25 protein-coding genes are annotated in these 24,859 nt (G+C 67.2%); 7 read left to right on the top strand and 18 right to left on the bottom strand.

What is annotated here, in order from left to right; translation table 11 throughout:
• Positions 1 to 15: 15 nt before the first annotated feature.
• The 9 genes from ACYP5B_RS11275 to ACYP5B_RS11235 all read right to left on the bottom strand — a co-directional run bounded on the left by ACYP5B_RS11275 (position 16) and on the right by ACYP5B_RS11235 (position 8,516).
• On the bottom strand, positions 16 to 504 hold the full coding sequence (locus ACYP5B_RS11275; RefSeq protein WP_459569650.1) for an SRPBCC family protein: 489 nt from the start codon (positions 502 to 504) through the stop codon (positions 16 to 18).
• Between the two features lie 171 nt (positions 505 to 675).
• Positions 676 to 2,814 (bottom strand): 3-hydroxyacyl-CoA dehydrogenase NAD-binding domain-containing protein, encoded by a 2,139-nt coding sequence (locus ACYP5B_RS11270; RefSeq protein ID WP_459569649.1) that lies wholly within the window; start codon positions 2,812 to 2,814, stop codon positions 676 to 678.
• A gap of 14 nt (positions 2,815 to 2,828) precedes the next feature.
• Positions 2,829 to 4,010 (bottom strand): thiolase, encoded by a 1,182-nt coding sequence (locus ACYP5B_RS11265; protein ID WP_400098711.1) that lies wholly within the window; start codon positions 4,008 to 4,010, stop codon positions 2,829 to 2,831.
• Positions 4,007 to 4,396: a Zn-ribbon domain-containing OB-fold protein gene (locus ACYP5B_RS11260; protein ID WP_400098709.1), complete on the bottom strand. Its 390-nt coding sequence runs from the start codon at positions 4,394 to 4,396 to the stop codon at positions 4,007 to 4,009. The genes ACYP5B_RS11265 and ACYP5B_RS11260 overlap by 4 nt, the downstream gene beginning before the upstream one ends.
• Positions 4,397 to 4,426: 30 nt before the next feature.
• Positions 4,427 to 5,440 (bottom strand): tripartite tricarboxylate transporter substrate binding protein, encoded by a 1,014-nt coding sequence (locus ACYP5B_RS11255; protein ID WP_459569648.1) that lies wholly within the window; start codon positions 5,438 to 5,440, stop codon positions 4,427 to 4,429.
• A 385-nt stretch (positions 5,441 to 5,825) separates the two neighbouring features.
• Complete coding sequence (locus ACYP5B_RS11250) at positions 5,826 to 6,200, bottom strand: CzcE family metal-binding protein (protein WP_400098706.1); 375 nt, start codon at positions 6,198 to 6,200, stop codon at positions 5,826 to 5,828.
• 135 nt (positions 6,201 to 6,335) lie between these two features.
• The gene (locus tag ACYP5B_RS11245; RefSeq protein WP_459569647.1) at positions 6,336 to 7,262 is read right to left on the bottom strand and encodes a LysR substrate-binding domain-containing protein; all 927 of its coding nucleotides are present in this window, start codon (positions 7,260 to 7,262) and stop codon (positions 6,336 to 6,338) included.
• A 146-nt stretch (positions 7,263 to 7,408) separates the two neighbouring features.
• Positions 7,409 to 7,834: an organic hydroperoxide resistance protein gene (locus ACYP5B_RS11240; protein WP_318232093.1), complete on the bottom strand. Its 426-nt coding sequence runs from the start codon at positions 7,832 to 7,834 to the stop codon at positions 7,409 to 7,411.
• 184 nt (positions 7,835 to 8,018) lie between these two features.
• Entirely contained in the window at positions 8,019 to 8,516 is a 498-nt protein-coding gene (locus ACYP5B_RS11235; RefSeq protein WP_400098702.1) for a MarR family winged helix-turn-helix transcriptional regulator, read from the bottom strand.
• A gap of 92 nt (positions 8,517 to 8,608) precedes the next feature.
• On the opposite strand from ACYP5B_RS11235, the gene ACYP5B_RS11230 reads away from it, so the two are divergent.
• Entirely contained in the window at positions 8,609 to 8,842 is a 234-nt protein-coding gene (locus tag ACYP5B_RS11230; protein ID WP_400098763.1) for an AbrB/MazE/SpoVT family DNA-binding domain-containing protein, read from the top strand.
• Between the two features lie 329 nt (positions 8,843 to 9,171).
• Here ACYP5B_RS11230 and ACYP5B_RS11225 read toward each other — a convergent pair whose 3' ends face one another.
• From ACYP5B_RS11225 to ACYP5B_RS11205, 5 genes are all read right to left on the bottom strand, one after another.
• The gene (locus ACYP5B_RS11225; protein WP_400098700.1) at positions 9,172 to 9,576 is read right to left on the bottom strand and encodes a nuclear transport factor 2 family protein; all 405 of its coding nucleotides are present in this window, start codon (positions 9,574 to 9,576) and stop codon (positions 9,172 to 9,174) included.
• 60 nt (positions 9,577 to 9,636) lie between these two features.
• Positions 9,637 to 10,461 carry a hypothetical protein gene (locus ACYP5B_RS11220; protein WP_400098698.1) on the bottom strand — a complete coding sequence of 275 codons (825 nt, stop codon included), beginning with the start codon at positions 10,459 to 10,461 and terminating at the stop codon, positions 9,637 to 9,639.
• Between the two features lie 213 nt (positions 10,462 to 10,674).
• Positions 10,675 to 11,193: a BON domain-containing protein gene (locus ACYP5B_RS11215; protein WP_400098761.1), complete on the bottom strand. Its 519-nt coding sequence runs from the start codon at positions 11,191 to 11,193 to the stop codon at positions 10,675 to 10,677.
• Positions 11,194 to 11,344: 151 nt separating this feature from the next.
• Positions 11,345 to 12,076 (bottom strand): SAM-dependent methyltransferase, encoded by a 732-nt coding sequence (locus tag ACYP5B_RS11210; protein ID WP_400098696.1) that lies wholly within the window; start codon positions 12,074 to 12,076, stop codon positions 11,345 to 11,347.
• Between the two features lie 196 nt (positions 12,077 to 12,272).
• A complete protein-coding gene (locus tag ACYP5B_RS11205) occupies positions 12,273 to 13,883 on the bottom strand; it encodes an IclR family transcriptional regulator domain-containing protein (RefSeq protein ID WP_459569645.1) in 1,611 nt (536 codons plus the stop codon).
• Between the two features lie 187 nt (positions 13,884 to 14,070).
• Between ACYP5B_RS11205 and ACYP5B_RS11200 the strand changes: the two genes are divergently transcribed.
• From ACYP5B_RS11200 to ACYP5B_RS11180, 5 genes are all read left to right on the top strand, one after another.
• Positions 14,071 to 14,892, top strand: a complete 822-nt coding sequence (locus tag ACYP5B_RS11200) for an RraA family protein (protein WP_400098692.1) — start codon at positions 14,071 to 14,073, stop codon at positions 14,890 to 14,892.
• 27 nt (positions 14,893 to 14,919) lie between these two features.
• A complete protein-coding gene (locus ACYP5B_RS11195) occupies positions 14,920 to 15,372 on the top strand; it encodes a nuclear transport factor 2 family protein (protein ID WP_400098690.1) in 453 nt (150 codons plus the stop codon).
• Positions 15,369 to 16,874: an aldehyde dehydrogenase (NADP(+)) gene (locus tag ACYP5B_RS11190; protein ID WP_459569644.1), complete on the top strand. Its 1,506-nt coding sequence runs from the start codon at positions 15,369 to 15,371 to the stop codon at positions 16,872 to 16,874. Before ACYP5B_RS11195 ends, ACYP5B_RS11190 begins: the two co-directional genes overlap by 4 nt.
• Complete coding sequence (locus tag ACYP5B_RS11185; protein ID WP_400098132.1) at positions 16,868 to 17,173, top strand: Dabb family protein; 306 nt, start codon at positions 16,868 to 16,870, stop codon at positions 17,171 to 17,173. Before ACYP5B_RS11190 ends, ACYP5B_RS11185 begins: the two co-directional genes overlap by 7 nt.
• 144 nt (positions 17,174 to 17,317) lie before the next feature.
• The gene (locus ACYP5B_RS11180; RefSeq protein ID WP_459569642.1) at positions 17,318 to 18,418 is read left to right on the top strand and encodes an SMP-30/gluconolactonase/LRE family protein; all 1,101 of its coding nucleotides are present in this window, start codon (positions 17,318 to 17,320) and stop codon (positions 18,416 to 18,418) included.
• An 83-nt stretch (positions 18,419 to 18,501) separates the two neighbouring features.
• On the opposite strand, the gene ACYP5B_RS11175 is transcribed toward ACYP5B_RS11180, so the two are convergent.
• From ACYP5B_RS11175 to ACYP5B_RS11160, 4 genes are all read right to left on the bottom strand, one after another.
• A complete protein-coding gene (locus ACYP5B_RS11175; protein ID WP_459569641.1) occupies positions 18,502 to 19,683 on the bottom strand; it encodes an L-talarate/galactarate dehydratase in 1,182 nt (393 codons plus the stop codon).
• A gap of 53 nt (positions 19,684 to 19,736) precedes the next feature.
• Positions 19,737 to 20,732: a Bug family tripartite tricarboxylate transporter substrate binding protein gene (locus ACYP5B_RS11170; protein ID WP_459569640.1), complete on the bottom strand. Its 996-nt coding sequence runs from the start codon at positions 20,730 to 20,732 to the stop codon at positions 19,737 to 19,739.
• Between the two features lie 272 nt (positions 20,733 to 21,004).
• Complete coding sequence (locus tag ACYP5B_RS11165) at positions 21,005 to 22,555, bottom strand: UxaA family hydrolase (RefSeq protein ID WP_459569639.1); 1,551 nt, start codon at positions 22,553 to 22,555, stop codon at positions 21,005 to 21,007.
• A gap of 23 nt (positions 22,556 to 22,578) precedes the next feature.
• Positions 22,579 to 24,117: a UxaA family hydrolase gene (locus ACYP5B_RS11160; RefSeq protein WP_459569638.1), complete on the bottom strand. Its 1,539-nt coding sequence runs from the start codon at positions 24,115 to 24,117 to the stop codon at positions 22,579 to 22,581.
• Positions 24,118 to 24,381: 264 nt separating this feature from the next.
• On the opposite strand from ACYP5B_RS11160, the gene ACYP5B_RS11155 reads away from it, so the two are divergent.
• On the top strand, positions 24,382 to 24,859 hold a 478-nt coding region (locus tag ACYP5B_RS11155), incomplete at its 3' end, for a LacI family DNA-binding transcriptional regulator (protein ID WP_459569637.1).

Here is a 24,859-nt window from a genome sequence, read left to right as displayed (position 1 = left end):
CTCCCGGCCGGCGGGTCAACGCATGGTGACAAGGGCAGCCAGCTGGTCGGCGCACTGCCCCCAGCCTGCGTGAAAGCCCATCTGCTCGTGCGCCATGCGATCTTCCACCGTCCAGTGCCGCACGCGTGCCGTGTACCGGGTCTTGCTGCCCGCGTCCTCGTCCTCGAACGTCAGCACGACGGTCATGAACGGTTTCTCGGAAGGCTCCCACGCCGTGACATAGGCATCGGTGAAGACAAGCCGCTTGTTCTCCACCACCTCAAGATAAACGCCACGGTTGGGAAACTCGACCCCTTCCGGGCTGCGCATGACGACCAGGCTCTCGCCGCCGGGGCGCACGTCCATCTGCGCCGCGGAGATCGTCCACGGGCTGGGCGCGAACCACTGCTTGACCAGCTCGGGATCGGTCCATGCCTTGAAGACGGCGGCGCGCGGAGCGTCGATGATGCGGGTCAGCGTCAGTTCGCGATCCGCGACGGTGGACATCTTGTCGGTGACGGCCATGGTTGCCTCTCCCTTGCGTTGGCGTTGGCGTTGGCGTTGGCACTAGCGCTGGCACTAGCGCTGACGGTGGGCCGCATCAGCAAAACCACGCTAGTGTCCTCCGCCTTTCACCGTAAGGCAACCGGTCCCCGGGGTCGACGCGCGGCACGCAGGCGCGCGTCCCGCGCCAGATCAGCCCCCGGCGAAGGTCTGGCGCCCTTCGGCCACCAGCCGGACCAGCAGTGGCGCGGGTGTCCAGTGCTCGCCGTGGATGGCATTCAACGCCCGGATCTTGTCGAGCGTGCGGTCCAGACCGATGGTCTCGGCATGGAACATCGGCCCGCCCCGCCACGCAGGAAAGCCGTAGCCATGCACGTACACCACGTCGATATCCGAGGCGCGCTGCGCGATGCCCTCCTCCAGGATGCGCGCGCCCTCGTTGACCAGCGCGAGCACGCAGCGCTCGACGATTTCCTCGTGACTCACGTCGCGGCGTTCGATGCCGGCCTGCGCCGCGCAGGCGCGGATCAGCGCGTCGACCGCCGGATCGGGCAGCGGCGTGCGGCTGCCGGCTTCGTAGCGGTAGTAGCCCGCATTGGTCTTCTGGCCGAAGCGGCCTTGCTCGCAGATGCGGTCGGCCACCTTGGAGTAGCGCAGGTGCGCGGGCCGAGTCGGCGCGAGCCGCTTGCGCGTGGCCCAGTTGATATCCATGCCGGCAAGATCGGCCATGGCCAGCGGGCCCATGGCCATGCCAAAGCGCGTGAGCGCGCCGTCCACCTGTTGCGGCGATGCGCCCTCCTCCAGCAGGAAGCCGGCCTCGCGCCAGTAGGGCGTGAGCATGCGGTTGCCGACAAAACCCTCGCACACGCGCACCAGCACCGGGATCTTGCCGATGGCCTGGGCCATCTTCATGCAGGTGGCGGTGACCTCCGGCGCGGTGCGCTCGCCCTGCACCACTTCCAGCAGCTTCATGACATTGGCTGGGCTGAAGAAGTGCAACCCGATCACATCCTGTGGGCGCGAAGTGGACGCGGCGATCACGTCGATGCTCAGGCGCGAGGTATTGGTGGCGAGGATGGCGCCGGGCTTGCATAACGCGTCGAGCCGGGCGAACACGGCTTGCTTGACCGCCATGTCCTCGAAGACCGCTTCGATGACCAGGTCGGCATCCGCCAGGGCGGCATCGGCCAGCGTGGGCGTGATGCACGCCATCCGCTGCGCAATGCCCTGCGCCGTGAGCTTGCCCTTGGCGGCCGTGATCTCGTAGTTGCGGCGGATCATGGCCAGCCCGCGATCCAGCGCGGCCTGCTGCTGTTCCAGCAAGGTCACCGGGATGCCGGCGTTGGCAAAGGCCATGGCGATGGCCGCGCCCATGGTGCCGGCGCCGAGAATGCCCACCCGCACCGCCGGGCGCAGCGATGCGCCTGCCGGCAGTGCTGCCACCTTGGGCGCCTCGCGCTCGGCGAAGAAGAGGTGGCGCAGCGCCTTCGACTCCGTGCCCGCCACGAGCTGGCCGAAGCGGGCACGTTCGTCGTCGAGACCGGCTTCAATCGGCAAGCGCGTGGCGGCCTCCACGCAAGCAATGGCGGCGCGTTGCGCCAGCGCATTGCGCGCCTTGGCGCTAACCGCCGCGATGCGCGCGGCAAAGTCCACGCCAGCGGCATCGGCACAAGGCTTGCGCGCGATCACGGGATGGGCGCCCGGCAAACCCACCACGCGCTCGGTGAAAGCCACGGCCGCGGCCAGCGGCTCGCCGTCGATCAACGCGTTGGCCATGCCGAGGGCCACCGCCTTGTCACCGCGCACAGGGTTGCCGCTCTGGATCAGCTCCAGCGCCGCCGGCACGCCGATCAGGCGCGGCAGGCGCTGCGTGCCGCCGCCGCCGGGCACCAGCCCGAGATTGACCTCCGGCAGCCCCAGACTGGCATCGGCGCTGGCGATGCGGTAATGGCAACCGAGGGCCAGTTCCATGCCACCGCCCAGCGCCACGCCATGGATGGCGGCAACCACCGGCTTGGCCGACTGCTCGATGCGCGCGATCACCTGGCGCAGGGTGGGCTGCGCGCTGGCGGCCGGCGTATTGAACTGGCGGATATCCGCGCCACCGCAGAACGCCTTGCCGGCGCCGAGGATCACGATTGCCGTCACGGCATCGTCTTGCCCGGCCCGGGCGATGCCGTCGAACAGGCCAAGGCGTACGGTGTCCCCCAGGCCGTTCACGGGCGGATTGTCGAGCAACAGGATCGCGGTGCGGCCCTGGCGGCCATATTGCACCGTAGGCGCGGTGGCGGTGAGCGGGGTGAAGGCGGACGCCGAAGAACTGGATGTCATGGGATTACGCGAGCTCAAGGCAAGGTGGAGAGAATGGCCGTAGCCTGGCTGGACAGCACGCCGCCATTGCCATGCACCAGCGCGATGTCCGCGTCCTTGACCTGGCGGGCGCCAGCCTCGCGGCGCAGTTGCGTGACGGCCTCGATCACCAGGAAGATGCTGTACATGCCCGGGTGGAGGCAGGACAGCCCGCCGCCATTGGTGTTCATCGGGAACGCACCGCTCGGCTCGATGCGCCCGCCGGAGACGAAGGCGCCGCCCTCGCCCTTGGCGCAGAAGCCGAGGTCCTCCAGGAACAGGATCGGGTTGATGGTGAACGCATCGTAGAGCTCCACCACGTCGATATCGGCCGGCGTCAGGCCCGCCTCGGCGAATGCCCTGCGCCCGGACTCCACGGCGGGCGTGACGGTCACGTCGTCCATGCAGGAGATCTGCCGGTGCCAGTGGGCGTGGCCGCACCCCAGTACATACACCGGGCTGGCATGCAGGCCGCGCGCGCGGTCGGCCCGCGTGACCACGAAGGCGCCGGCGCCATCGGTGACCAGGCAGCAATCACGCACCGTGAGCGGGTCCGAGATCATCTTGGCGTTGATGACGTCATCGACCGTCAGCGGGTCGCGCGAGAACGCATCGGGGTTGAGCTGCGCCCACTTGCGCGCGGCCACGGCCACCTCCGCCAGTTGCGTGCGCGTGGTGCCGTACTGGTGCATGTGGCGCGCCGCGGCCAGCGCATAGCTGCTGGGCGGGTTGAAGGGCTTGTACGGATGCTCGTAGGGCTGCGGGTCAAGCTCGGCTCGCATCTGGTTCTGGCGCGAGCTGCTCGGCACGCTGCGCGGCGTGCTGCCGTAGCAGATCAGTACGTTGTCGCATTCGCCCGCCTCGATCGCCATCGCGGCAATCTTCAGGTCGGCGATAAACGACGAGCCGCCAAACATCGTGCTATCGGAAAACCTCGGCCGGATGCCCAGGTACTCGGCCATGCGCATCACCCACCACGGCGAGGTGAGGCTGGAGGTGATGATGCCGTCGATCTCCTGCATGCTCAGGCCACTGGCCTTGACCGCGGCATGCGCTGCCTGCGCGATGATCTCCTGCTCGGTACGGCCCCCGGCGTGGCCAAGGCCGGCCAGCCCCGTGCCGAGAATGGCGACGGCGCCGCGCTGCGAGCCGGATCTGCCTCTGGTATTGCCTATCATTGCGTCTCTCCCGGAACGAATACCAGCAAGGGCCCGGCTTCCTCGCGCGCGACCTGCGCCTGCACGCGCATGCCGATGCGGACCGCGTCCGGCGCGACGCCGGTGACGCGGCTCATCATCCTTGGCCCTTCGTCCAGGTCGACCAGGCAGACGTTGTAGTCGCCCTCCTTGCGGCGCACCGTGGTGGTGGAGTACACGGTGCCGCCGCCCGCGGGCGCCAGCCATTCCAGCGCATCCGAGCCGCAGTGCGGGCACAGCACGCGCGGGAAGAAATGCCACCGGCCACAATCCGCGCAGCGGGGAATGACGAAGCGGCCCTGGGCCAGCTGGCCAAAGTAGAAGGCGTCCGCGCCCGGGGCGTCCTGCGTGGAGGATTCGTCATGCATCGATATGGCTTCGCGTGCTTGCCGGCCCATTTACTCGTCCACCTTCACGCCGGTGACCTGGACAGTGCGCTGCCACTTGGTCACCTCGGCCTCGACGTACTTGCGGAATTCCGCCGGCCCCAGCGTGCCCGCGGCTTCGGCGCTTTGCTTGCGCAGCTTGGCCGCCATCTCCGGCGAGCGCATGATGCGGTTGGCCTCCTGGTTCAGCCTCGCCACGATCTCCGGCGACGTGCCGGCCGGCGCGTACAAACCCAGCCAGGTGTAGAGGTCATAGTTCTTGAAACCGGCTTCGGCAATGGTCGGCAGATCGGGAAACAGCTTGCTGCGCTCCGCGCTGGTGACCGCGATCGGACGCAGCTTGCCGGCCGCGATAAACGCGGACACGCTCATGGAATCCTGGAACACCATCGGAATCTGCCCCGCCACCACATCGTTGGTCGACGGCGACGCGCCCTTGTACGGCACATGCACCAGCGGCACGCCCGCCACCTGCCGGAACAGCTCGCCGGCAAGGTGCGTGGAGCCGCCAACCCCGGCCGAGCCATAAGGCACGCTGGGCTGCGATCTGGCCCACTTGATGAACTCCGGCAACGTCTTGGCCGGCACCGATGGGTTCACCACCAGCAGGTTCGGCGCCTTGGCGATCAACGCGATCGGCTCGAAATCCTTCACCGGCTGGTAGCGTACGTTCTTCTGCACGGCCGGCCCGATCACATGGCCGGTCGCGCTAAGCAACAGCGTGTAGCCATCGTTGGGCTTGCGCGCCACGTACTCGGTCGCGATCTGCCCGGCCGCGCCGGGACGGTTCTCCACCACAAAGCTCTGCCTGAACGCCTGCGACAGCTCCGCCGCCAGCAAGCGCCCCACGATATCGGTCATGCCGCCGGGCGCGAATGCCACCACGATGGTGACGGGCTTGCTGGGATACGCGTCAGGCTGGGCCAGCGCGGGCGCGGCTGTTGTCAGGGAAATCAGGGAAATCAGGAAACTAAGGGCGCTGCCGCACAAGGCGAGCAGGCGCGCGCGGGCCTGGATGGATTTCACGGTGTCTCCGGTCTTTCGTTCTTGTGTGCCGCCGCCTGGTCGACAAGAGGCGGAGAGATCCGCGATCGATGGCTTGGGGCTGCCGGCCAGTATATTTTTGTGGCCGGAGCCCGGCCATCCGAAAGATTCGAATCACCGGTTCGTGGAATTGGAAGGCTTGGGGGAATACGTCCAGAGTCCACGCTCGTGCGAGTTTCAGCCCTGGCCTACCAGACCTCGCGCTTGAAGCGATCCGCCGCATCTCTTCCCGCACGTTCCGTCACCGCAGCTTTCGCGGCCGGGGTAGGACTCAATACCAGCTCAACGCCCAACACCTGTAACGCCCTGTATAAACGCCCTACGCTCGCCACGCTGGGCGGCAACTGCGGGGCGCCACCGCTCCTGCTTAACCGCCTCTGAATACTTCGCTCGGCGCGATGTACACCCGGATCCCCCTGGCCTGCGCCACATCCGGGAAGATGGTCCTCATATCGACCGAAGTCCCGCCGATGGCCTCCAGGAACGTCCAGCCGACAGTCTTGCCGCCGGCGCGGAAGGCCACCGATTCACCGGATGCCACGTTCACGTAGTTCATGCCCGGGGCCAGCGTGACCGTGCGGGTCGTCGTGCCCACGTCGGCGGGGCTGCCGAACAGGGCGGCGACACGGGCGGCCTTGGCGGCCGGCGTAGGCGCCGTGGCGCTCCAGGCGGAGGTACTGGTGGGGGCGATGCCGAGGAGGGAGAGCGCCAGAGCGGCGGCGAGCGTTTGCTTCTTGTTCATCGTTTTTTTCCTTGTGCCTACCCTTGTCAAGTCTGGGTACACGAGGAAAGTGTAGCGACGATGAATCTATTCGAAAAATGATATATGTAGCGCAGATGCAGTCGCTTTTTTCATGGTTACCGGTGGCGCCAGCAACTACACCACCGGAGCGCCATCCTCCCGCGTGGTGGCAACACGCGGATCATTGAGCAGGAATTGCACGAACGCCGCCGTGAAGGACGGCAGCTTGCCTTCGGCGCGCACGATCAGGTTAAGCTCGCGGCGGGCCCAGGTCTCTGCCAGGCGCACGCCGGCTATCCGCGCCTCGCGCAGGGCCGTTGCGGCCACGCTGCGCGGTACCAGCGCCACGCCCACGCCGGCTTCGACTAGCGACAGTGCAGCCTCGAAGCTATGCGCGTGCAGCCGCAAGTTGGGGCTCTTGCCGGCGCGCTGCGCCATGTCGCGCAAGAAGAGGAAGTTGCTGCTGCCGCGGCTCATGCACACGAAATCGAAATCCAGCGCGGCGCCAAAGCGCAACTCGGCCTGGCGCGCCAGCGGATGGCCGTTGGGCACCGCAAGGATCAGTTCGTCCACCGCGTAGCGCACGGCGCGAACGTCGCTGGCATCGATGTCGCCGGCCAGGATGCCGATATCGGCCTCCTGCGCGGCCACGGCGGCGGGAATCGCCTGGCTGGCACGCTCTTCCAGGTCGATGTTGACATCCGGGTTGGCGGCCAGGAAGCGGCTCACGCTGGGGATGATGAAGCCATTGAGCGAACTGCTGTTGGCCAGCAGCCGGATATGGCCCTTGAGCCCGGCGGAAAAGCGTCCCACCTCGCCATGCATGCGCTCCACGCCGCGCAGCAGTTCGCGCACGTGCACCAGCAAGGTTTCGCCAGCAGGTGTGAGCTCCATGCCGCGCGCGCTACGCACGAACAGGGCCGTGCCCATCGCGTGTTCGAGATTCTTGAGGCGGTAGCTGGCGGCGGATGCCGTGATGTGGATGGCGGACGCGCCGCTGGACAGGCTCTGTGCTTCTGCAATCGCCTGGAACAGGCGCAGGTCGGTGAGTTCGTAGCGCACTGTGTCTCCGGGTCCGTCTTCTTGTTTCGCTGATTGCCACTTGAGGCGGCACGCGAGACAAAGCAGCCGGCCCCGCGCAAGGGATGCTCATTTTAGAGCATTGCGCGGGGCCGGCCCGGGGGAGCCTCCGGGATCCGGATCTACGCTCAGATCAGCGTCAGGCGCACGTCGATATTGCCGCGCGTGGCGTTCGAGTACGGGCAGACCACGTGCGCCTTGTCGACCAGGTCTTGCGCAACGGCGCGATCCAGGCCCGGCAGCGCGATGTTCAGGTCCACCTCGATGCCAAACCCGGTGGGGATGGCGCCGATGCCGACCTGGCCGGTGATGGCGGTGTCGGCAGGCAGTGCCACCTTGTCACGCGCCGCCACGAACTTCAGGGCACCCAGGAAGCAAGCCGAATAGCCAGCCGCGAACAGTTGTTCCGGGTTGGTGCCGGCACCACCCGCGCCGCCCAGCTCGCGCGGGGTGGCCAGCTTGATATCCAGCGCGCTATCGGACGACACGGCGCGGCCGTCACGGCCTCCGGTTGCGGTGGCGGAAGCACGGTAGAGGACTTTTTCGATCGACATGATGACACTCCTGGCTAGTGATAAAAACTGGCTCATCGAGCCTTCGGTTGGAGAAAGCATGCTCGCTTTCCATACTAAATAGCTAGCTATTAAATAGCACGCTATATAATAGACAATCAAAACGGGCTGTCAAGTTGAGCAGCCCGTCTTCAGCCGTCGCTCCAATAGCGCCGGCGCCTTGACCTTACCCGCCAGCCGCTTCTGCAAACCGCTCGCGCAGCTGGTCCAGCTCCGCCTTCACGGCCACCACCTGGTCGACGCTGCAGCCCGAGGCACAGAGCACCGCGCGCGGCACGGCCTCAGCCGGCTCCTTGAGCGCGTGGCCCTCGGCGGTCAGCGAGACGATCACCTGCCGCTCGTCGGCAACCGCACGTTCGCGCCGCAGCAATTGCTGGGCTTCCATGCGCTTGAGCAACGGCGTCAAGGTGGCCGAATCCAGATGCAGGCGTGCGCCGATTTCCGAAACGGTCAGGCCATCGGCCTCCCACAGCACCATCATCACCAGATACTGCGGATACGTCAGGCCCAGCGGCGCCAGCAACTTGCGGTACAGCTTGTTCAGCGCAAGCGACGTGGCGTACACGGAAAAGCAGAACTGCTGGTCCAGCAGCAGCGCCGACGCGGCATTTACCGTGGCGCCGGGTGCTGCCTGCTTGGTCCGGAAGGTGCGTTTCGTGTCCATGGGCTGGAATATACATAGCGCGCGATCTAATTGCAAGCTATTTTTAATATGTCCCTTACTGCACTCATGGTCACGCTTTTCCGACGTCAGCCATCATCAATGCCAAAGGGCAAGTCACCATCCCTGCCGACGTGCGCAATGCGCTAGGCGTGGTCACGGGTGACCGGATTGAATTCGTCATGAATGAGGAGAGTGGTCGCTACGAGATCATTGCAGCCACACAATCGATATCTGCTCTGAAAGGGATCATCGGCACATTGCAACGTCCGGTCTCGGTGGTGGAAATGCACGCGACCATCGCTGAGCGAGGGGCATCGGCACGATGATTGGCCTCAATGCCGACGCGCTTGCTGCCGTTCCTATCCCCAGGCTGCTGACAAACCTGAAGCACTAGCCGAAGCCGCCGAACGGGCCAAAGCCGCCGCGCGCCATGACGACGGCTGTCTCTCCCTCTCCCCTCAGGGGGAGAGGGCCGGGGAGAGGGGTGGCTTAGCTAGGAGCCACTTCAAGTGAAGCCCGTGGTGTTTTCCAGCACGCAGGCGTAACGAGCGCCCGCCCTCTCCCCCAGCCCATCTCCCGCACGCGGGAGAGGGGAGCCCGACAACGCAGATCCGGCCTTGTCAGCAGTCTGAGGAGCCGCTATGCGGCTGCCCGACTACACGGCTTTTTCCGCGAAGCTCTCGGTCGGCGTGCCCTGGTGAAACGACATCTGCCAACCCTTGTCCGTCAGCGTCCAGATCGAGGTGCGAAGCGTGTGCCGCTCCAGCCGGTTGTCCGGCTGCTGGCAGGCTGACCGGTAGTTCAGCATGGCCACGCCTGGCCCGAGGGAACGCAGCGAGAAATCCTGCGCCCAGATCGTGCCCGAGGCGGCTTCGGTGGGAAGCTCGTCCAGCGTGTCGGCCTTGGTGTAGATGCCGCCGGAGCGGCCGAACTCCAGGAAGTCGTCGTGCAGCAGCGCGTCCAGCCGATGGCGGTCACCGCGCGCTGCGGGCCGATGCAGTTCGGTTTCGAGTTGCCGAAGCAAGGGCAGCAAATCGATGTCTTGGTTCTCGTTGTTCATGTCGCGGTGTTCCTTGGCGTTCCCCGGCGCGGCGCTCCTGCCATCGCTCGGTATCCTGCGTCACTGCACGTCGTCGTCCATGCCGATGGCAGTCGTGTCGATTCTTTCGATCTTTCCTTTTTGCCGCACCTCCGTGCGCAGCACGAACGCTTCCGTCGGGCAGTACCAGTCGGTGACGTTCATGATCGCGGGCTCGGTCTGGATGAGGTCGTCGCCCATCATCAAGGGCCCCAGCGAGGTGCGCTTTTCGTAAGTGATCGGCATGCATTCGCGGCGGCCCAGCACGGTCTCGATGGATTGCGCACGGCCGACGCGCCGCTCGCCAACCGAGACCGAGGCCGACGGCGCGCGAATGGTAGTGACCATCTCGTCCGTCGCCAGGCTGCGGATCTCGAGATCCAGGCTGGAACTCAGGGTCTCGCCCGGCAGCACCACGCCCTCCCGTATCGCCAGGCCCGCGTAGGTCAGCACGCCTTTGCCCTGGAACGAGGCTTGCCCGAACAGCCGCGTGTAGCGCGCCTGCGCATTGATGGTGGCGCGCTGGCTGCTCACGCTGCCCACCGAGCCGGCCGTCGCGCCGCGGTCGAACGTCATCTTGTGGACCTGGTCCATCACGACTGGAGGGCCCATCATGGCCGCCAGCGCCGACTTCGAGTGAATCGACAGCCAGGCGCTGCAGCCATTTTCCGTGAGCGTCGGGTGCCGGATGATCATGGTGATCGACATTGGCATGTCGCCACTGGCCTCCATCTGCGCCCGCGCGCCGGACTGGAACCAGGGCGCGTCGCAGATGGTGCCGGGCACGCCCTGCGCCGGACTGTCGGTGCGGCTTTGCTGTGCCATGGCTTCATCGGCGAGCCCGCATAGCAGCAAGGGAAATAGCATCGCACCCAGTCTCCTGAAAGCGGGCTTCGGCCCATGAGGGTGAGCAGACATGTCGTATCCCAAGCGAGAACCTGGCGCTGGTAATGAATGCCCCGGGCGTGGGGCTGGCCCGGACGGGCCCCGCCAGCATGCCCTGAAGGTAGCACTTGGCATGACGCCCCACAACCCGGATTGGCGCCAGCACCACAGAATCTAACCCTTTGAGGAAAATGCTTAATTCGGCCCTCGGCCGGATTGCGGCAGGACGGGCGTCGCCTTGCCCGAATGGCCGCCGAACACGGGGTAAGGCACGCCGCGCACCGGATCCCCCGTGATCTGGTCGACCACGATCTCCACGTCGGCGACTTCGCGTAGCGCGGCCAGAAAGGGCTGCCCTGGAAAGCCCCGCCCCACGCAGCCCTGCACCAGCAGCCAGCGGCCCCGCACGGTGAGCCACAGCGTGGAGTCATGCCAGCCCGGCAGCGCGATCGACAGCGCCTGCAGGCGGCGCTGCGTGCTTTCCACGATCTCCTGCTCGTACTGGTAGGAATTGCCGAGACGGCAGCGGCCTTCCACATAGCAGTGGTTGCCATCCTCGATCCGGTGATGGGCGTCGCGCCGCCACTGCGCTTCGTCCACGCGGGGCCCGAGCGGCTCCGGGCAATTGGCGATGCGCGACGAGATCTGGAAGAAGGGATCGTGGCCACGGTTTTCCTGGTCGCTGTCGGCAGCGCGCGCCGGCCACGCCAGCATGGCGGTGCCGGCGAAGGCCATCACGGCGATCTGCACGGGCAAGGACGAAGGGCGGACGGGCACGGCAAGCTCCTTGATGGCGGCTCTTGTCTGCGTAGGATAGAACCGGCCGTCAACCATGCAAAGCCCGGCCATGCACGGGCGCCCCGGATCAGCCGCCCTGCTTTTGCGCAAGCCACGCGCCCCAGAACAGGCTGCCGAAGAAGCGTTGCGGCGCGGCAAAGCCCGCCTCGGCCAGCAGCGCCTGCACGGCAGCCTCCGACTGCGGCGGGTCCGCGCCCTGCAGGATCTTGCCCAGCTTGGCCTGGACTTCGTCGGCGCTGGCGCCTTGCATGCGCCAGCGTTCGCCCCACGCTGCCAGCAACAGCGGCTCGCTGGCATAGGCGCGGTAATTGCCGGCGAGGATCAGCGGCGCGCCCGGCTTCAGGCGGGCGGCGATAGCGCGCAAGATATCGCGTTTGGCTTCGTCCCCTGCCAGGTGGTGCAGCACGCCGATCAACGTGGCGGCGTCAAAGCGCGGCGTAGCGGGCAGGTCCTCTACCACGCCAGGCACGGCATGCGTGCGCTCGGCCAGCCCGGCCTGGGCGACGCGCGCCATGGCGAGGTCCAGCATCGGCTGCGACGGATCGACTGCCGTGAAGCGCCACGCCGGCTCCAGCCGGGCCGCGCAGACGATCTCCTGCGCCGTGCCGCCGGCGCCGACCACCAGCACTTCGGCCGCGCGCCCGGCGCCGAGCGTTGCCGCCAGCATGCAGGCGGACAGTTCATGGCAGGCGTCGTAGCCCGCCAGCGCGATGCGGCTTTGCTTTTCGTATTCGCCGGCGCGGCTGGGGTCGAACTTGGCAGCTGAATCAGCGGCGGCAGCGGTCGTATTCGTGGTCATTGGTGCGTTCCTGTTCGTTCACTCTGTCTTGTTGCAAGGGATGGGCCTGAACAGCCTAGAGGGCTAGTCCCGAGGCGACAAGATGAGAACTTATGCTGGTATGAGACCTACCAGCACAAGGACGACCACAAGGATGACCACAAGGACGACTACAAGGACAAACACAAGTCCGCAAGAACGCAGTGCCGCAAACCGCTCAGACCTTGACCTCGAACAGGCAGCCGGACTGCGGCGCCTTGGCCAGCGTTTCCAGCGACACCTGCTGGCGCGACGTGGTGATGTAGAGCGTGTCCAGGTTCGCACCGCCGATCGCCACATCGCTGGGGCACGGCACGGGCATGCCCACCACGCGATCGAGCGTGCCGTCGCGCGTGAACCGCACCACGCTCCAGCCCTCGCACAGCGCTGTCCATATGCCGCCGCTGGTGTCCAGCGCAAGCCCGCTCAGCTTGCCCGCGCCCGGCGGCATGCTGGCCAGCCGGCGCACCGCCGCGGAGCCGGGTTGCAGCATCAGGATGGCGCCGGAGGCGGGCGTGGTGGCGTAGAGGGTGCCATCCGCCGCGCTCCAGCACAGCGCCTGCACGGCCTCGCCGATATGCCAGCGCACCTCGAGGCTGCCGTTGTCGCGCAGCAGGCCGACCGACGATCCGCCTTCGGCGGACTCCATGGCGGCCCACACCGCCTGCGTGGCTTGCGCGCCGTTGCCAATATCGCCAACATCGCAAAACGCCTGCAGCGGCGCGCGCGGCCAGCCCTCCAGCGGGCGGCGGCTGCCATCCGCCGCAATGGCCACCGCGCCATCGTCATGCATGGCCCATACCTCCTCGCCGCGCAGCAGCATGCCCGTGACGGGCGCTTCCAGCCGCAGCAACTGTTCATCGCGCGCGGGGTCTTGCGTGGTGTCCAGCATGCGCACCGAGGGCGCCAGCACGTCGGCCCAGTACAGCCGCTGGCGCCGCGCGCACCACAGCGGATGCCCGCCCTGGAAGGCCCAAGGCCCGGGCACTGCAGTCACCGCGGCGTCTCCCGCCGGCGCGCGCACGCCTTCGAGTTGCGCGCCGATGCGGCGGGCGGCCTGTGCCACTTCAGGGCCCAGCAACTCCAGCCGCGCCCGCGTGAGGCGGTAGGCCGGACCGGCCACGCTGATGGCACCGCGCACCACGCCTTCGGGGTCGACGATGGGCGCGCCCACGCAGCGCACGCCCATCACGATCTCCTCATCGTCGATGGAGTAGCCGCGCGCGGCGGTGATATTGAGCTCCGCGTTGAGGCGGCGGCGATCGGTGATGGTGAGCGGCGTGAGCGCCTTCAACGTCAGGTCGCGCACGATGGCGTCGCGTGCCGGGCCTTCCATGGCCGACAGGATGGCCTTGCCCTGGCTGGTGCAGTGCACCGGCTTGCGTTGGCCCAGCACCGCGGCCGAGCGCTCGCTGTGGGCACCGTCGCAGCGTTCCAGCGAGATCACCTCCAGCCCGTCCAGCGTGGCAAGGTAGCAGGTCTCGCCGGTGAGGTCGCGCAGGCCGCGCATCTCGTGCGCGGCGGCGGCCACCAGGTCCGGCATGGTGTAGGCCTGGCGCGCCATCTCGAAGCAGCGAAAGCCCAGCCGGTACACCTTGCGCAGCGGATCGCGCCGCAGCATGCCACGCGCCACCAGCGTGGCCAGCAGCCGGTACACCGTGGTGCGCGGCAGCGCGAGTTGCGCGGCCAGGTCGCTCTGGCTGACGCCGCCGGGGGTGGCGCCTACCGCTTCGAGCACGTCGATGGCTTTCTCGATTGCGCCGGTACCGTCACCGGGATTCGCGGACATGGTGGCTTGTCTCAATATATGGAAAAAACGAAGGAGTCTGGCGGGGCAGGCCCTCTGGTGAGCATTTTAAGTTCTCGGGAAGTTCAATACCATGCAATCAGCCAGCACAGCTGACACGCGGCCAGGTTTGTCCCACCGATTGGGACGAGGGCCGCCCCGACCACTTGCAACCTGGACAGCGCGCATCATGAGCACCAACCCCATCTTCACGCCTCCCCCGCCCCTGGCCAACATCCCGCAGCGCGCACCCGCGCCGCACGTGCCGGATTCCGTACTCGACCGCCTGGCCCAGGTGACCAGCGGCTCGCTGACCACGCAGCTCTACATCAAAGGCTTCCGCCAGCCGGTATTGCATGGGCTGACGCCGCTCAACCCCAAGGTCAAGCCCTTTGCCGGGCGCGCATACACCATGCGCTTCATCCCGGCGCGCGAGGACATCGACGTCTATGGCAACCTCACCACCGAGCCTTCCGCCGACAACCTGCAATGGGTAGGCGTGGAACAGATCGAGCCGGGCCATGTGCTGGTGATCGACAGCAACCGCGACGGCCGCGCCGCATCCATGGGCAATATGCTGATCACGCGGATGATGATGCGCGGCGCCCGCGCGGTCATCACCGACGGCAGCTTCCGCGACGGCACCGAGCTGAGCCAGATGGATTTCCCGGTGTGGAGCACGGGCGTGACCGCCACCACGCGGCTGTCCTACCATCATGTGGCCGACCTGCAAGTGCCGATCGGCTGCGCTGGCGTGGCGATCTATCCTGGCGACGTGATCCACGGCGACGGCGACAACATCACCGTGATCCCGGCCCACCTGGCCGAGGAAATGGCCAACCTGTGCGAGAAGCGCGACGACATCGAAGCCTACCTGGCACTACGCGTGCAGGCCGGTGAAGCGCTGTGGGGCCTGTACCCGCCGAGCGAAGCCACGCGCGCGCAGCATCGCGAATGGGTTGCCGCCGGCCGCCCGCCGATCCCGGCCGCCAAGCCAGCCGGCAGCCGCTGAATCCGCCCAACCGGACACAAGACCAAGATGACCGCCAAATTCACTCCCGAACAACACGCCGCGCTGATCCGCCGCTACTTCGACGCCTGCAACGCGGCCGACTACGACGCGCTGGTGGACTGCTTCACGCCCGACGCCGTGCACTACTTCCCCGCCGGCCTGCCCGAAGTGCCCTGGCGCAGCGCCGACACCATCGCCAAAAAATGGATCTGGTGCGTGGAAACGCTCGGCTCGCAATGGACCATCGAGCGCCTCATCGTCAGCCACGACACCCCGGAGGCGATGATCGAATGGACGCACTGGAAGAACAAGAGCGGCACCGCGCTGCGCGGCGCCGAGTGGTACGACTTTGATCCGCAGACCGGCAAGATCGCCGAGATCCGCGCCTATTACGCCTCGCCCGCCGACAAGGCAACGCCCATCAACGAACTGGTGGCATTCGACTACGCGGGCCGCGGCTATCACCTGAAGAGCGTATGACCATGTCCTCCCTGCTGCAATCCATCGACGCGCGCAGTGGCCAGCCCACCGGCGCAAGCTGGCCGGCATCCACGCCGGCGCAGATCGATGCCGCTGTCGCCGCCGCCGCTGCCGTGGCCGGCCAATGGGGCGCCAGTCCCGCCGCGCAACGCGCCGCCCTGCTGCGCGCGCTGGCCGCCGCGCTCGAAGCCGAACGCGAAACCCTGGTGCCGCTGGCCGACCGCGAGAGCGCGCTCGGCCTACCGCGCCTGAATGGCGAACTGGACCGCACCGCCTTTCAGCTACGCGGCTTTGCCGATGTGCTGGAACGCGGCGACGCGCACGCCAGCCTCGACGATCCCGCCGTAGCCGGCGCGCCACCCGCCGGGCGTCCGCGCTTGACCCGCGTGCGCGTGCCCGTGGGGCCGGTGGCGATGTTCTGCGCCAGCAATTTCCCGTTTGCGTTCTCGGTGCTCGGCGGCGACACCGCCGCGGCACTCGCGGCCGGCTGCCCCGTGGTAGTAAAGGCGCATCCGGCGCATCCGGAACTGTCGCGCAAGACCGCCGCGCTGGCGCAACGCGTGGTGGCCGGGCAAGGCCTGCCTGCCGGCATCTTCGGCTTTATCGAAGGCGCAGCCATCGAGACCGGCGTGCGCCTGGTGCAGGCGGAGGCGATCGCGGCCGTGGCCTTCACCGGCTCGTTCAAGGGTGGCATCGCGCTGGCCAAGGTGGCTGCCGAGCGGCCCCACCCGATTCCCTTCTACGGCGAGCTCGGCTCCGTCAATCCGCTGGTAGTGCTGCCGGCCGCGCTGCACGGCAACAGCGCGGAGCTGGCGCAGAACCTGGCCAGCTCGATCTGCCTGGGCAGCGGCCAGTTCTGCACCAGCCCCGGCGTGATCGTGGTCGGCAAGGACGCCGCCGGCGACGCCTTCGTCGGCGCGCTGGCCGGTGCCCTGCATGCGCTCGCGCCCCACGCCATGCTCAGTGCCGGCGTTCGCTCCGCCTTTGACCAGGGCGTGGCGCGCTGGCGCGCGTCCGACAAGCTCAAGCCGCTGCTCGGCGAAGTGGCGCGCGCGGACGCCGGCGGCCTGCCGCGCCCCTACCTGGCCGAGGTCGACGCCGCGGACTTCATCGCCGATCACAGCCTGCACGAGGAAGTCTTCGGTGCCGCCGCGCTGGTGGTGCGGATCGACTCGCCGGAGCAAGCACAGCAAGTGCTGCGCGTCGTAGGAGGCTCGCTCACCGTGACACTGTGGGGCGTGGATGCCGGCAGCGAAACGCCGGACGCCGCCACGCTGGAACTCGTGCGCGCCGCCACCAAGGTGGCTGGGCGCGTGCTGTTTGCGGGCGTGCCCACCGGCGTGGCCGTGACCGACGCCCAGCACCACGGCGGCCCCTTCCCCGCGTCGACGCAACCGTTTTCCACCTCGGTGGGCTACGCCGCGCTCGATCGCTTCCTGCGCCCGGTGGCGTTGCAAGATGCACCAGCCTGGCTGATTGCACGCGAGGGGGTGCCATGCTGAAGACAAGAATGCGGCATATCGTGTTGTTCCGGCGCAAGCCGGACGTGCCCAAGGACGCCACGCTGGAAGCCGCGCTCACCGCGCGCATGGCGGCCCTCGGCGCGCGCATCCCCGCGATAAGGAGCTGGCGCTTTGCCGCCAACGAGCTGGATCGTGCGATCTGCTGGGACTATGTGCTGGAGTCCGAGGTGGATGACAAGGAGGCGCTGGATGCTTATCTGTTCCATCCCTTGCACCAGGCGCTGGTGGCGGATCTGAAGCCTTACTTTGCGTGGGCTGCGGTGGACTACACGGTTTGAGGCGGCGGGGTTTTCCCGCGCATCGGGCACGACCGTCCCATTTGCTGGGAGTGCGCTGGCGATCCCGCCCCGCGAGCATCGCCAGCGCGCGCAAAGCTTCCTATTGTGTTGATTCTCGCAAGATCAAGACAAAGGAGCCCGGGCATGGAGACACAAAACGATTCGCAGCACCCTGAGCAGCACGAACTTCCGCTTCAGCAAGCCGCTTCTGCGCAGCGTCGCGGCTTCCTGAAGGGTAGCCTCGCACTGGCGGCCAGCACCGCCGCCGGTCATGCCGCAGCACAGTGGACACCTTCGCTGCGCTACCCCGACCCCAGCGTCGTCATCCTCGACCCCTCCTTCGCGAAGTACCGTCTGTTCAACGCCAGCGTGGAACAGCTCGCCACCGGCCTGCGCTGGGCCGAGGGCCCGGTGTGGATCGGCGACGGCGGCTACCTGCTTGTCAGCGACGTGGCGTCCAACCGCATCATGCGCTGGGACGAGGCCGGCGGCCAGCTCACTACCTTCCGCGCGCCAGCCAACTATCCCAACGGCAACACGCGCGACCGCCAGGGCCGGCTCATCACCTGCGAAGGCGCAATCACGCGGCGCATCAGCCGTACCGAGCACAGTGGCAAAGTGGTCACGCTGGCCGACAACTTCGCAGGCAGGCCCTTCAACTCGCCGAACGACATCGTCTGCAAGTCCGATGGCTCCATCTGGTTCACCGATCCGCCCTTCCAGCTCAGCAACAACTACGAAGGCCGCATCGGCAAGCCAGAGCTGCCGCACGCGGCTTATCGAATCGACGGCGAGACCGGCAAGCTCACCCAGGTCATCAGCGACCTGGCCGGGCCGAACGGCCTGTGCTTCTCGCCGGACGAGAAAACGCTCTATGTGATCGAAGGCCGTGCCCAGCCCAACCGGCTGGTGTGGGCCTACAGCGTCGGGCCCGATGGACGCCTGACGAACCGCACCAAACATATCGACGCTAACGGCCCCGGCGCGCTGGACGGCATCAAGTGCGACGAGGACGGCAACATCTGGGCTGGCTGGGGCAGCGGCGGCGCGCCCGGCGTGGACCCGGCACCGCTGGACGGCGTGATGGTGTTCAACCCCAAGGGCAAGCCCATTGGCCATGTCCGCCTGCCGGAGCGCTGTGCCAACCTGTGCTTCGGCGGCCTGGAGAACAACCGGCTGTTCATGGCCAGCAGCCATTCCATTTACGCGCTGTACGTCAATACGCGTGGCGCTGGCGCGGCGTGACGCGAAGCGGGCGTTAAACGCAACCGGCGCGCCCTGGAGCGCGCCGGTTGCGTATGCCTTGGTGCGCTATCGCTAACGACTGCCTACGGCCTCGCCCCAAACTCCACCCTGTCCGCCGTCCAGGCGAGCGCCTGCTCGCTCAGGCTAAACCCAAGCCCCGGCCGGCTGGGCACGATCATCCTGCCGTCGCGCAGCTCCAGCCGTTCGTTGAACATCGGCTCCAGCCATTCGAAATGCTCCAGCCACGGCTCCTGCGGATAGGCGGCAGCCAGGTGCAGGTGGATCTCCATGGCAAAGTGCGGCGCCAGCTTCAGGCCCTTGTAGTCCGCCAGGCTCATGATCTGCAGGAAGGGCGTGATGCCACCCACGCGCGGCGCGTCGGGCTGCACGAAATCGCTGGCATGCGCGGCGATGAGCTGCGCGTGCTCGCCGAAGCTGGTGAGCATTTCGCCGGTGGCGATCGGCGTATCGAGCGAGGCGGCGAGCGCGGCGTGGCCTTCGATGTCGTAGGCGTCAAGCGGCTCTTCGATCCACACCAGGTTGAACTGTTCCAGCACGCGGCCGAAGCGCTGCGCGGTGGTGCGGTCCCATTGCTGGTTGGCATCCACCATGAAGGGAAAGTCGTCGCCCAGCAGTTCGCGCACCGCTTTGACGCGCTTGAGGTCGGTGGCGGTATCGGGCTGGCCGACCTTGATCTTGATGCCGCCGATGCCGTTGGCGCGGGAGGCGTCGATGTTCTTCAGGACCTGGTCCAGCGGCATCGACAGGTAGCCTCCGGAGGTGTTGTAGCAGCGCACGGAATCGCGGTGCGCGCCCAGCAGCTTGGCCAGCGGCAGGCAGGCGCGCTTGGCCTTGAGATCCCACAGCGCGATATCGAACGGGGCGATGGCCTGCGTGGTCAGGCCGCTGCGACCCATCGACGCGCCGGCCCACAGCAGCTTGTTCCAGATGCGGGCGATGTCGTTCGGATCCTCGCCGATCAACTCCGGCGCGATCTCCCTGGCGTGGGCGTACATGCCGGGGCCGCCGGCACGCTTGGAGTAGCCAAAGCCGATGCCTTCGTGTCCGTCGCGGGTACGGATCTCGGCGAAGATGAAGGCGATCTCGGTCAGCGGGCGCTGGCGCCCGGTCAGCACCTTGGCGTCGCTGATCGGGGCCGCCAGCGGCAGGGTCACCAGCGAGACTTTTACCCACGCGATACGATCGCCCGAGGCTTGTGCCGATGGCATTGGCGCAGCGGTTGCTTGATGTGAAACGTTGCTCATGATTCGTCCTTGTCTGCTCGAATTCTGTCTTGCGGCGCAGCGCATGTGCGCCGTTACTCCGGCTTGATACCGGCCTCCTTGATGACCTTGCCCCAGCGCACGGTCTCGGACTGCACGAAGCGCGCGTAGTCCTGCGAGCTGGACGCCACCACCACGAAGCCGCTGGCTTCCAGCCTGGTGCGGACATCCGGCTGGCGGAACGCCTTCATCATCTCAGCCTCCAGCTTGTCGACGATGGGCTTTGGCGTGCCCTTGGGCGCCGACAGGCCAACCCACGATACCGCAGAGAAACCGGGATAGCCGGATTCCGCCACTGTCGGCACATCCGGGAACAGCGCATTGCGCTGCGCGCTGGTGACCGCCAGCGCGCGCAGCTTGCCGGCCTTCACATAGGGAAGCACCGCGTCCTGGTTCACAAACATGGTGGGGATCTGGTTGGCCAGCACATCGGTCAGGGCTGGGCCGCCGCCACGGTAAGGAATGCCGACCATGTTCAGGCCCGCCGTCTGCTTGAGCAGCTCCATCGCCAGGTGGCCGGACGACGCATTGGTCACGCCGTAGTTGACCTTGCCCGGGTTGGCCTTGACGTAGTCGACGAACTCCTTGAAGGTCTTTGCCGGAAAGGCGGGGTTGACCACCAGCACGTTAGGGCCGGCGATCAGCTGCGAGATCTGGATGAAATCGCGGCTCGAATCGTAGTTGGGCTTGGGCGTCATGCCGTGCGCGATGGCGTTGCTGCCGATGCCGGAGAGCAGCAGCGTGTATCCGTCCGCGGGGGCTTTTGCCGCTTGCTCGGAGCCGATGGTGCCGCCGGCGCCGCCCTTGTTCTCCACGATAAAGGGCTGCTTGAGCGCCTTGCCAAGCTGCTCGGCGATCAGGCGGCCCATGATGTCGCTGGTGCCGCCGGCCGGGAACGGCACGATCATGCGCACGGGCTTGGCCGGCCAGGTGTCGCCTTGCGCGTGCGCGGCGGCCATGATGTCTGGCAGTACGCCCGCGAGGGCCAGCGCGCAGCCGGCGAGGAAGGTTCTTTTGCTGATGAGGGTCATGCTGTGTCTCCTGCTTCTTCTAGTGATTCATTGTCCGGTTTGCTCGCCGCTCTCGCGCAGTGAATGAGGGGCGGGGGAGAGGGCGGGCGTTCACTGTGGCGATGAGATGCCAATCAGCCCGTGGACTTGCCATCGCTCCCGGCGCATGAGCCGATCTCGCTTCGGCCTGCGCCCACCCTCTCCCCCGGCCCCTCTCCCATTTCATGGGAGTGGGGAGCAAACCGTTGGTAAGTCCATTTAGTCCACCAAGTTCATCAAGTCCATTGAGCCAATCAATCCACCACGCCGATCGGCCAGGGCACGAACTCGTTCAGCCCGACCCCGAGCGCTTCGCTGCAGGTCTTCTCGCCGCAGGCGTGGCGCAGGATCTGCGCGAAGATCAGCTGGCCCATCTGTTCGATGGTGGCTTCGCCGTCGATCACCACGCCGCAGTTGATATCCATGTCCTTGACCATGCGCTGGTACATCGGCGTGTTGCTGGCCAGCTTGATGGTGGGCGCGGGCACCGAGCCAAAGCAGGAGCCGCGCCCGGTGGTGAAGCAGATCAGGTTGGCGCCGCCGGCGATCTGGCCGGTGGCGGAGACCGGGTCATAGCCCGGCGTGTCCATGAACACCAGGCCGTGCTGCGTCACCGGCTCGGCGTATTTGTAGACTTCCATCAGTGGCGCGTTGCCGCCCTTCTTGGCGCCGCCCAGGCTCTTCTCCAGCACGTTGGCGAGGCCACCGGCGTTGTTGCCGGGGCTGACGCGGCCGTTGATCTGCGTGTCGCGGCCCTTGTTGTACTCGAGCCACCAGTTGATGCGGTCGACCAGTTTCCGGCCTACCTCGGGCGTGACCGCGCGGGCGGTCAGGGTCTGCTCCACGCCGAAGATTTCCGAGGTTTCCGACAGGATCGCGGTACCGCCGTGGCGCACCAGGATTTCCATGGCCGCGCCCAGCGCGGGATTGGCCGAGAGGCCGGAGAAGCCATCGGAGCCGCCGCATTGCAGGCCAACGGTGATGTGCTCCGCCGAGACGGGCTCGCGCGTGACGGCATTGGCCTTGGACAGCATCTGCTGCACCAGCGCGACGCCGGCCTCGATGGCGCGGCGCGTGCCGCCAGCGTCTTCGATCACCAGCGTCTTGAGCATCGGGCCCGGCTGCAGGCCCTGGTCGGCCAGGAAGGCGGGCAACGCGTTGTGCTCGTGCCCGAGCGCAATCACCAGCGCGCCGACGGTGTTTGGATGGCGGATATAACCGCCGAGCGTGCGGCGCAGCAGGTCCATCGGCTCGCCGCTCATCTCCATGCCACTGCCTTGCTCGTGCACATAAGGCACCACGCCATCGACATTGGGGAAATCCACCATGCGCTGCTCGTCGAACCAGTTGGCGATCTTGCGCGCCACCGTCGCGCCGCTATGGCCAACCAGGAACACGCCGATATAGTTGCGCGTGGCCACGCGGCCATCGGCACGCACGATGCCCATGAACTGCGCGCGCTGCGCCGGCGGCACGTAGTCCGTGGGCTTGTAGTCCAGTCCGTGGCGATAGTCCTTCACCAGGTCGCCGAAGGCGATGTTGTGGCTGTGCATCCAGGTGCCGGGCGGCAGGTCCTCGGCCGCGAAACCGATCACCGTGTTGTACTTGAGCACCGGCTCGCCCTTGGCGATAAAGCGCGCGGCCACCTTGTGGCCTGATGGCACGAGCTGCAGCGTGACGAGGCTCTCGCTGGGCACGGCGGTGCCGGCTGGCACTTCCATGCGCGCCACCACCACATTGTCCTGGGGGTCGAGGCGGATAAACGGGTTGCGCGCGCTGTCCTGGCTATTGGGATTGGGATTCATCTTGTTGTCCTTTGCGAGGTGGTTCAGGCGAGCACGCCGATGGGCCAGGGCACGAACTCGTTCTCGCCCACGCCCAGCGCTTCGCTGCGGGTCTTCTCGCCCGAGGCATGGCGCAGCATCTGCGCGAAAATGCGTTGCCCCATCTCCGCCACCGTGGCTTCGCCATCCACCACCGGGCCGCAATCGATGTCGAGGTCGTCCTCCATGCGCGTGAAGGTGCGCGTGTTGGAGGCCAGCTTGATGGTGGGCGCGGGCAGCGCGCCAAAGCCGGAGCCCGTGCCGGTGGACAGGCAGATCAGGTTGGCGCCGCCGGCAATCTGCCCGGTTGCGGAAACCGCTTCATAGCTGGGCGCATCCATGAACACCAGGCCGCGCGCCATGACGGGATGCGCGTACTCGTAGACCGCCGTCACGGGCGAACTGCCGGCGCGGCGCACGCCGCTGGCCGCTTTCTCCAGCGCGTTGCTCAGGCCGCTGGCGCCGCCGTCGGCACGCACTCGGCGGTTAATCTGGGTGTCGCGCCCCGCGTGGTACTGCCGCCACCACGCGATGCGTTGCGCGAGCTGGCTCGCCACCTCCGGCGTGGCAGCCCGCGCGGCGAAGCGTTGCCCCAGGCTTACCAGGTCCACGGTTTCCGACAGGATGGCGGTGCCGCCGTGCGCCACCAGCAGGTCCACCGCCGCGCCCAGCGCCGGGTTGGCCGAGATGGCACAGAGGCCGTCCGGCCCGGCGGATTGCAGGCCCACCACCAGGTGCTCCGCGCAAACCGGCTGCCGCACGTGCGCATTGGCCGCCGGCAGCATCTGCTCGACGATGGCGATGCCCGCCTCGATGGTGTTGGCGGTGCCGCCGATTTCCTGCATCACCAGCGTCTTCAGGCAAGGGCCCGCGGCCAGCTTCTCCTGCTCCAGGAAGCCGTAGATATTGTTGCGCTCGCAACCCAGCGCGATCACCAGCGCGCCGGCGATGTTGGGATTGCGGATGGTGCCCGACAAGGTGCGGCGCAGCAGGTCCATCGGCTCGCCCGTCATCTCCATGCCGCAGCCGATCTCGTGCACGAATGGCACCACGCCGTCGACATTGGGATACGCAGCCAGGCGCGACTCGGTGAACCAGTCGGCCACCTTGCGCGCGGCGGTGGCGCCGCAATTGCCCACCACGAACACGCCGATATAGTTGCGCGTGGCAACGCGCCCGTCGGCACGCACGAAGCCCTGGAAGGTGGCGCGCTGCGCGGCGGGCACGGCTTGCAGCGATGTGCTTGCGCAGGCGGCCGCGCCTGGCGCATCGCTGGCCGCGTCATCCGCCGCGAGGTTGTGCGCATGCACCCAGCCGCCGGCAGGCACGTCTTCGGCCGCGCGCCCGATGGCGATGCCGCACTTGATCACCGGCTCGCCTTTGCGGATGGCCCGCGCGGCGAGCTTGTGCCCCGCGGGGATGTCCTGCAATGCGTTGGCGCCGGCTTCCGGCAGGGCCGTGCCGGCGGCGATCTCGGTGCGCGCCAGCACGACATTGTCGGACTCGGCAAGGCGGACGGTCAGCTTGGATGAGGACTGGATCATGGTGTCTCGGTGAGGCTTGGCGCCAGCGTTTTTCCGGAGGATGGCGGGGCCGCTGCGCGCTCTTATGGATGCGCTTCCATTTTTCGGGATGGTGGCCGACAATACAAGCCTGCCCGGCGCCGCCCGGGCGCCGGTTTCCCATGATCTGGGACAAAGCCACAGGCGAATGCGCCCTGAAGTGGTTCGCACCGATCAAACCAGGGAAAACGTGTAGCCCACGGCACCGCCCCACCTATCACCAATACCGAGACCAATACCGAGCCAATGGCAACCAACAAGGCCGCGCCAGCACAGCAAGACGACCCTGCCCCGGGCGGCGGCCGCATGGTCGACGTGGCGCGCATGGCCGGCGTATCGCGCGTGACGGTCTCGCGCGCCATCAGCCATCCGCACCAGGTCTCTCCCGCCACCTTGGCGGCCGTGCGGGACGCCATCGCCAAGCTGGGCTATGTGCCCAACCTGAACGCCGGCAGCCTCGCCTCGCGGCGCTCGCGCATCGTCGGGGCCATCGTGCCCACGCTGTCCAATGCGTGGTTTGCCGAGACCATGGACGGGCTCGGCGAAGTGCTGGAGGATGGTGGCTACCAGTTGCTGCTGGGCCAGACACGCTACCGGCAAGCGCAGGAAGAAAGCCTGATCGATGCCTTTATCGGCCGGCAGGTGGACGCGGTGGTGCTGACCGGCGTGAGCCACGCTGGCACGGTGCGCGCCAAGCTGCGCCGCTGCGGCATGCCGGTGGTGG

This window comes from Cupriavidus sp. 8B (assembly GCF_054589115.1).
The sequence above is the reverse complement of the archived record's forward strand: the minus strand, read 5'-3'. Positions and strand labels throughout refer to the sequence as shown.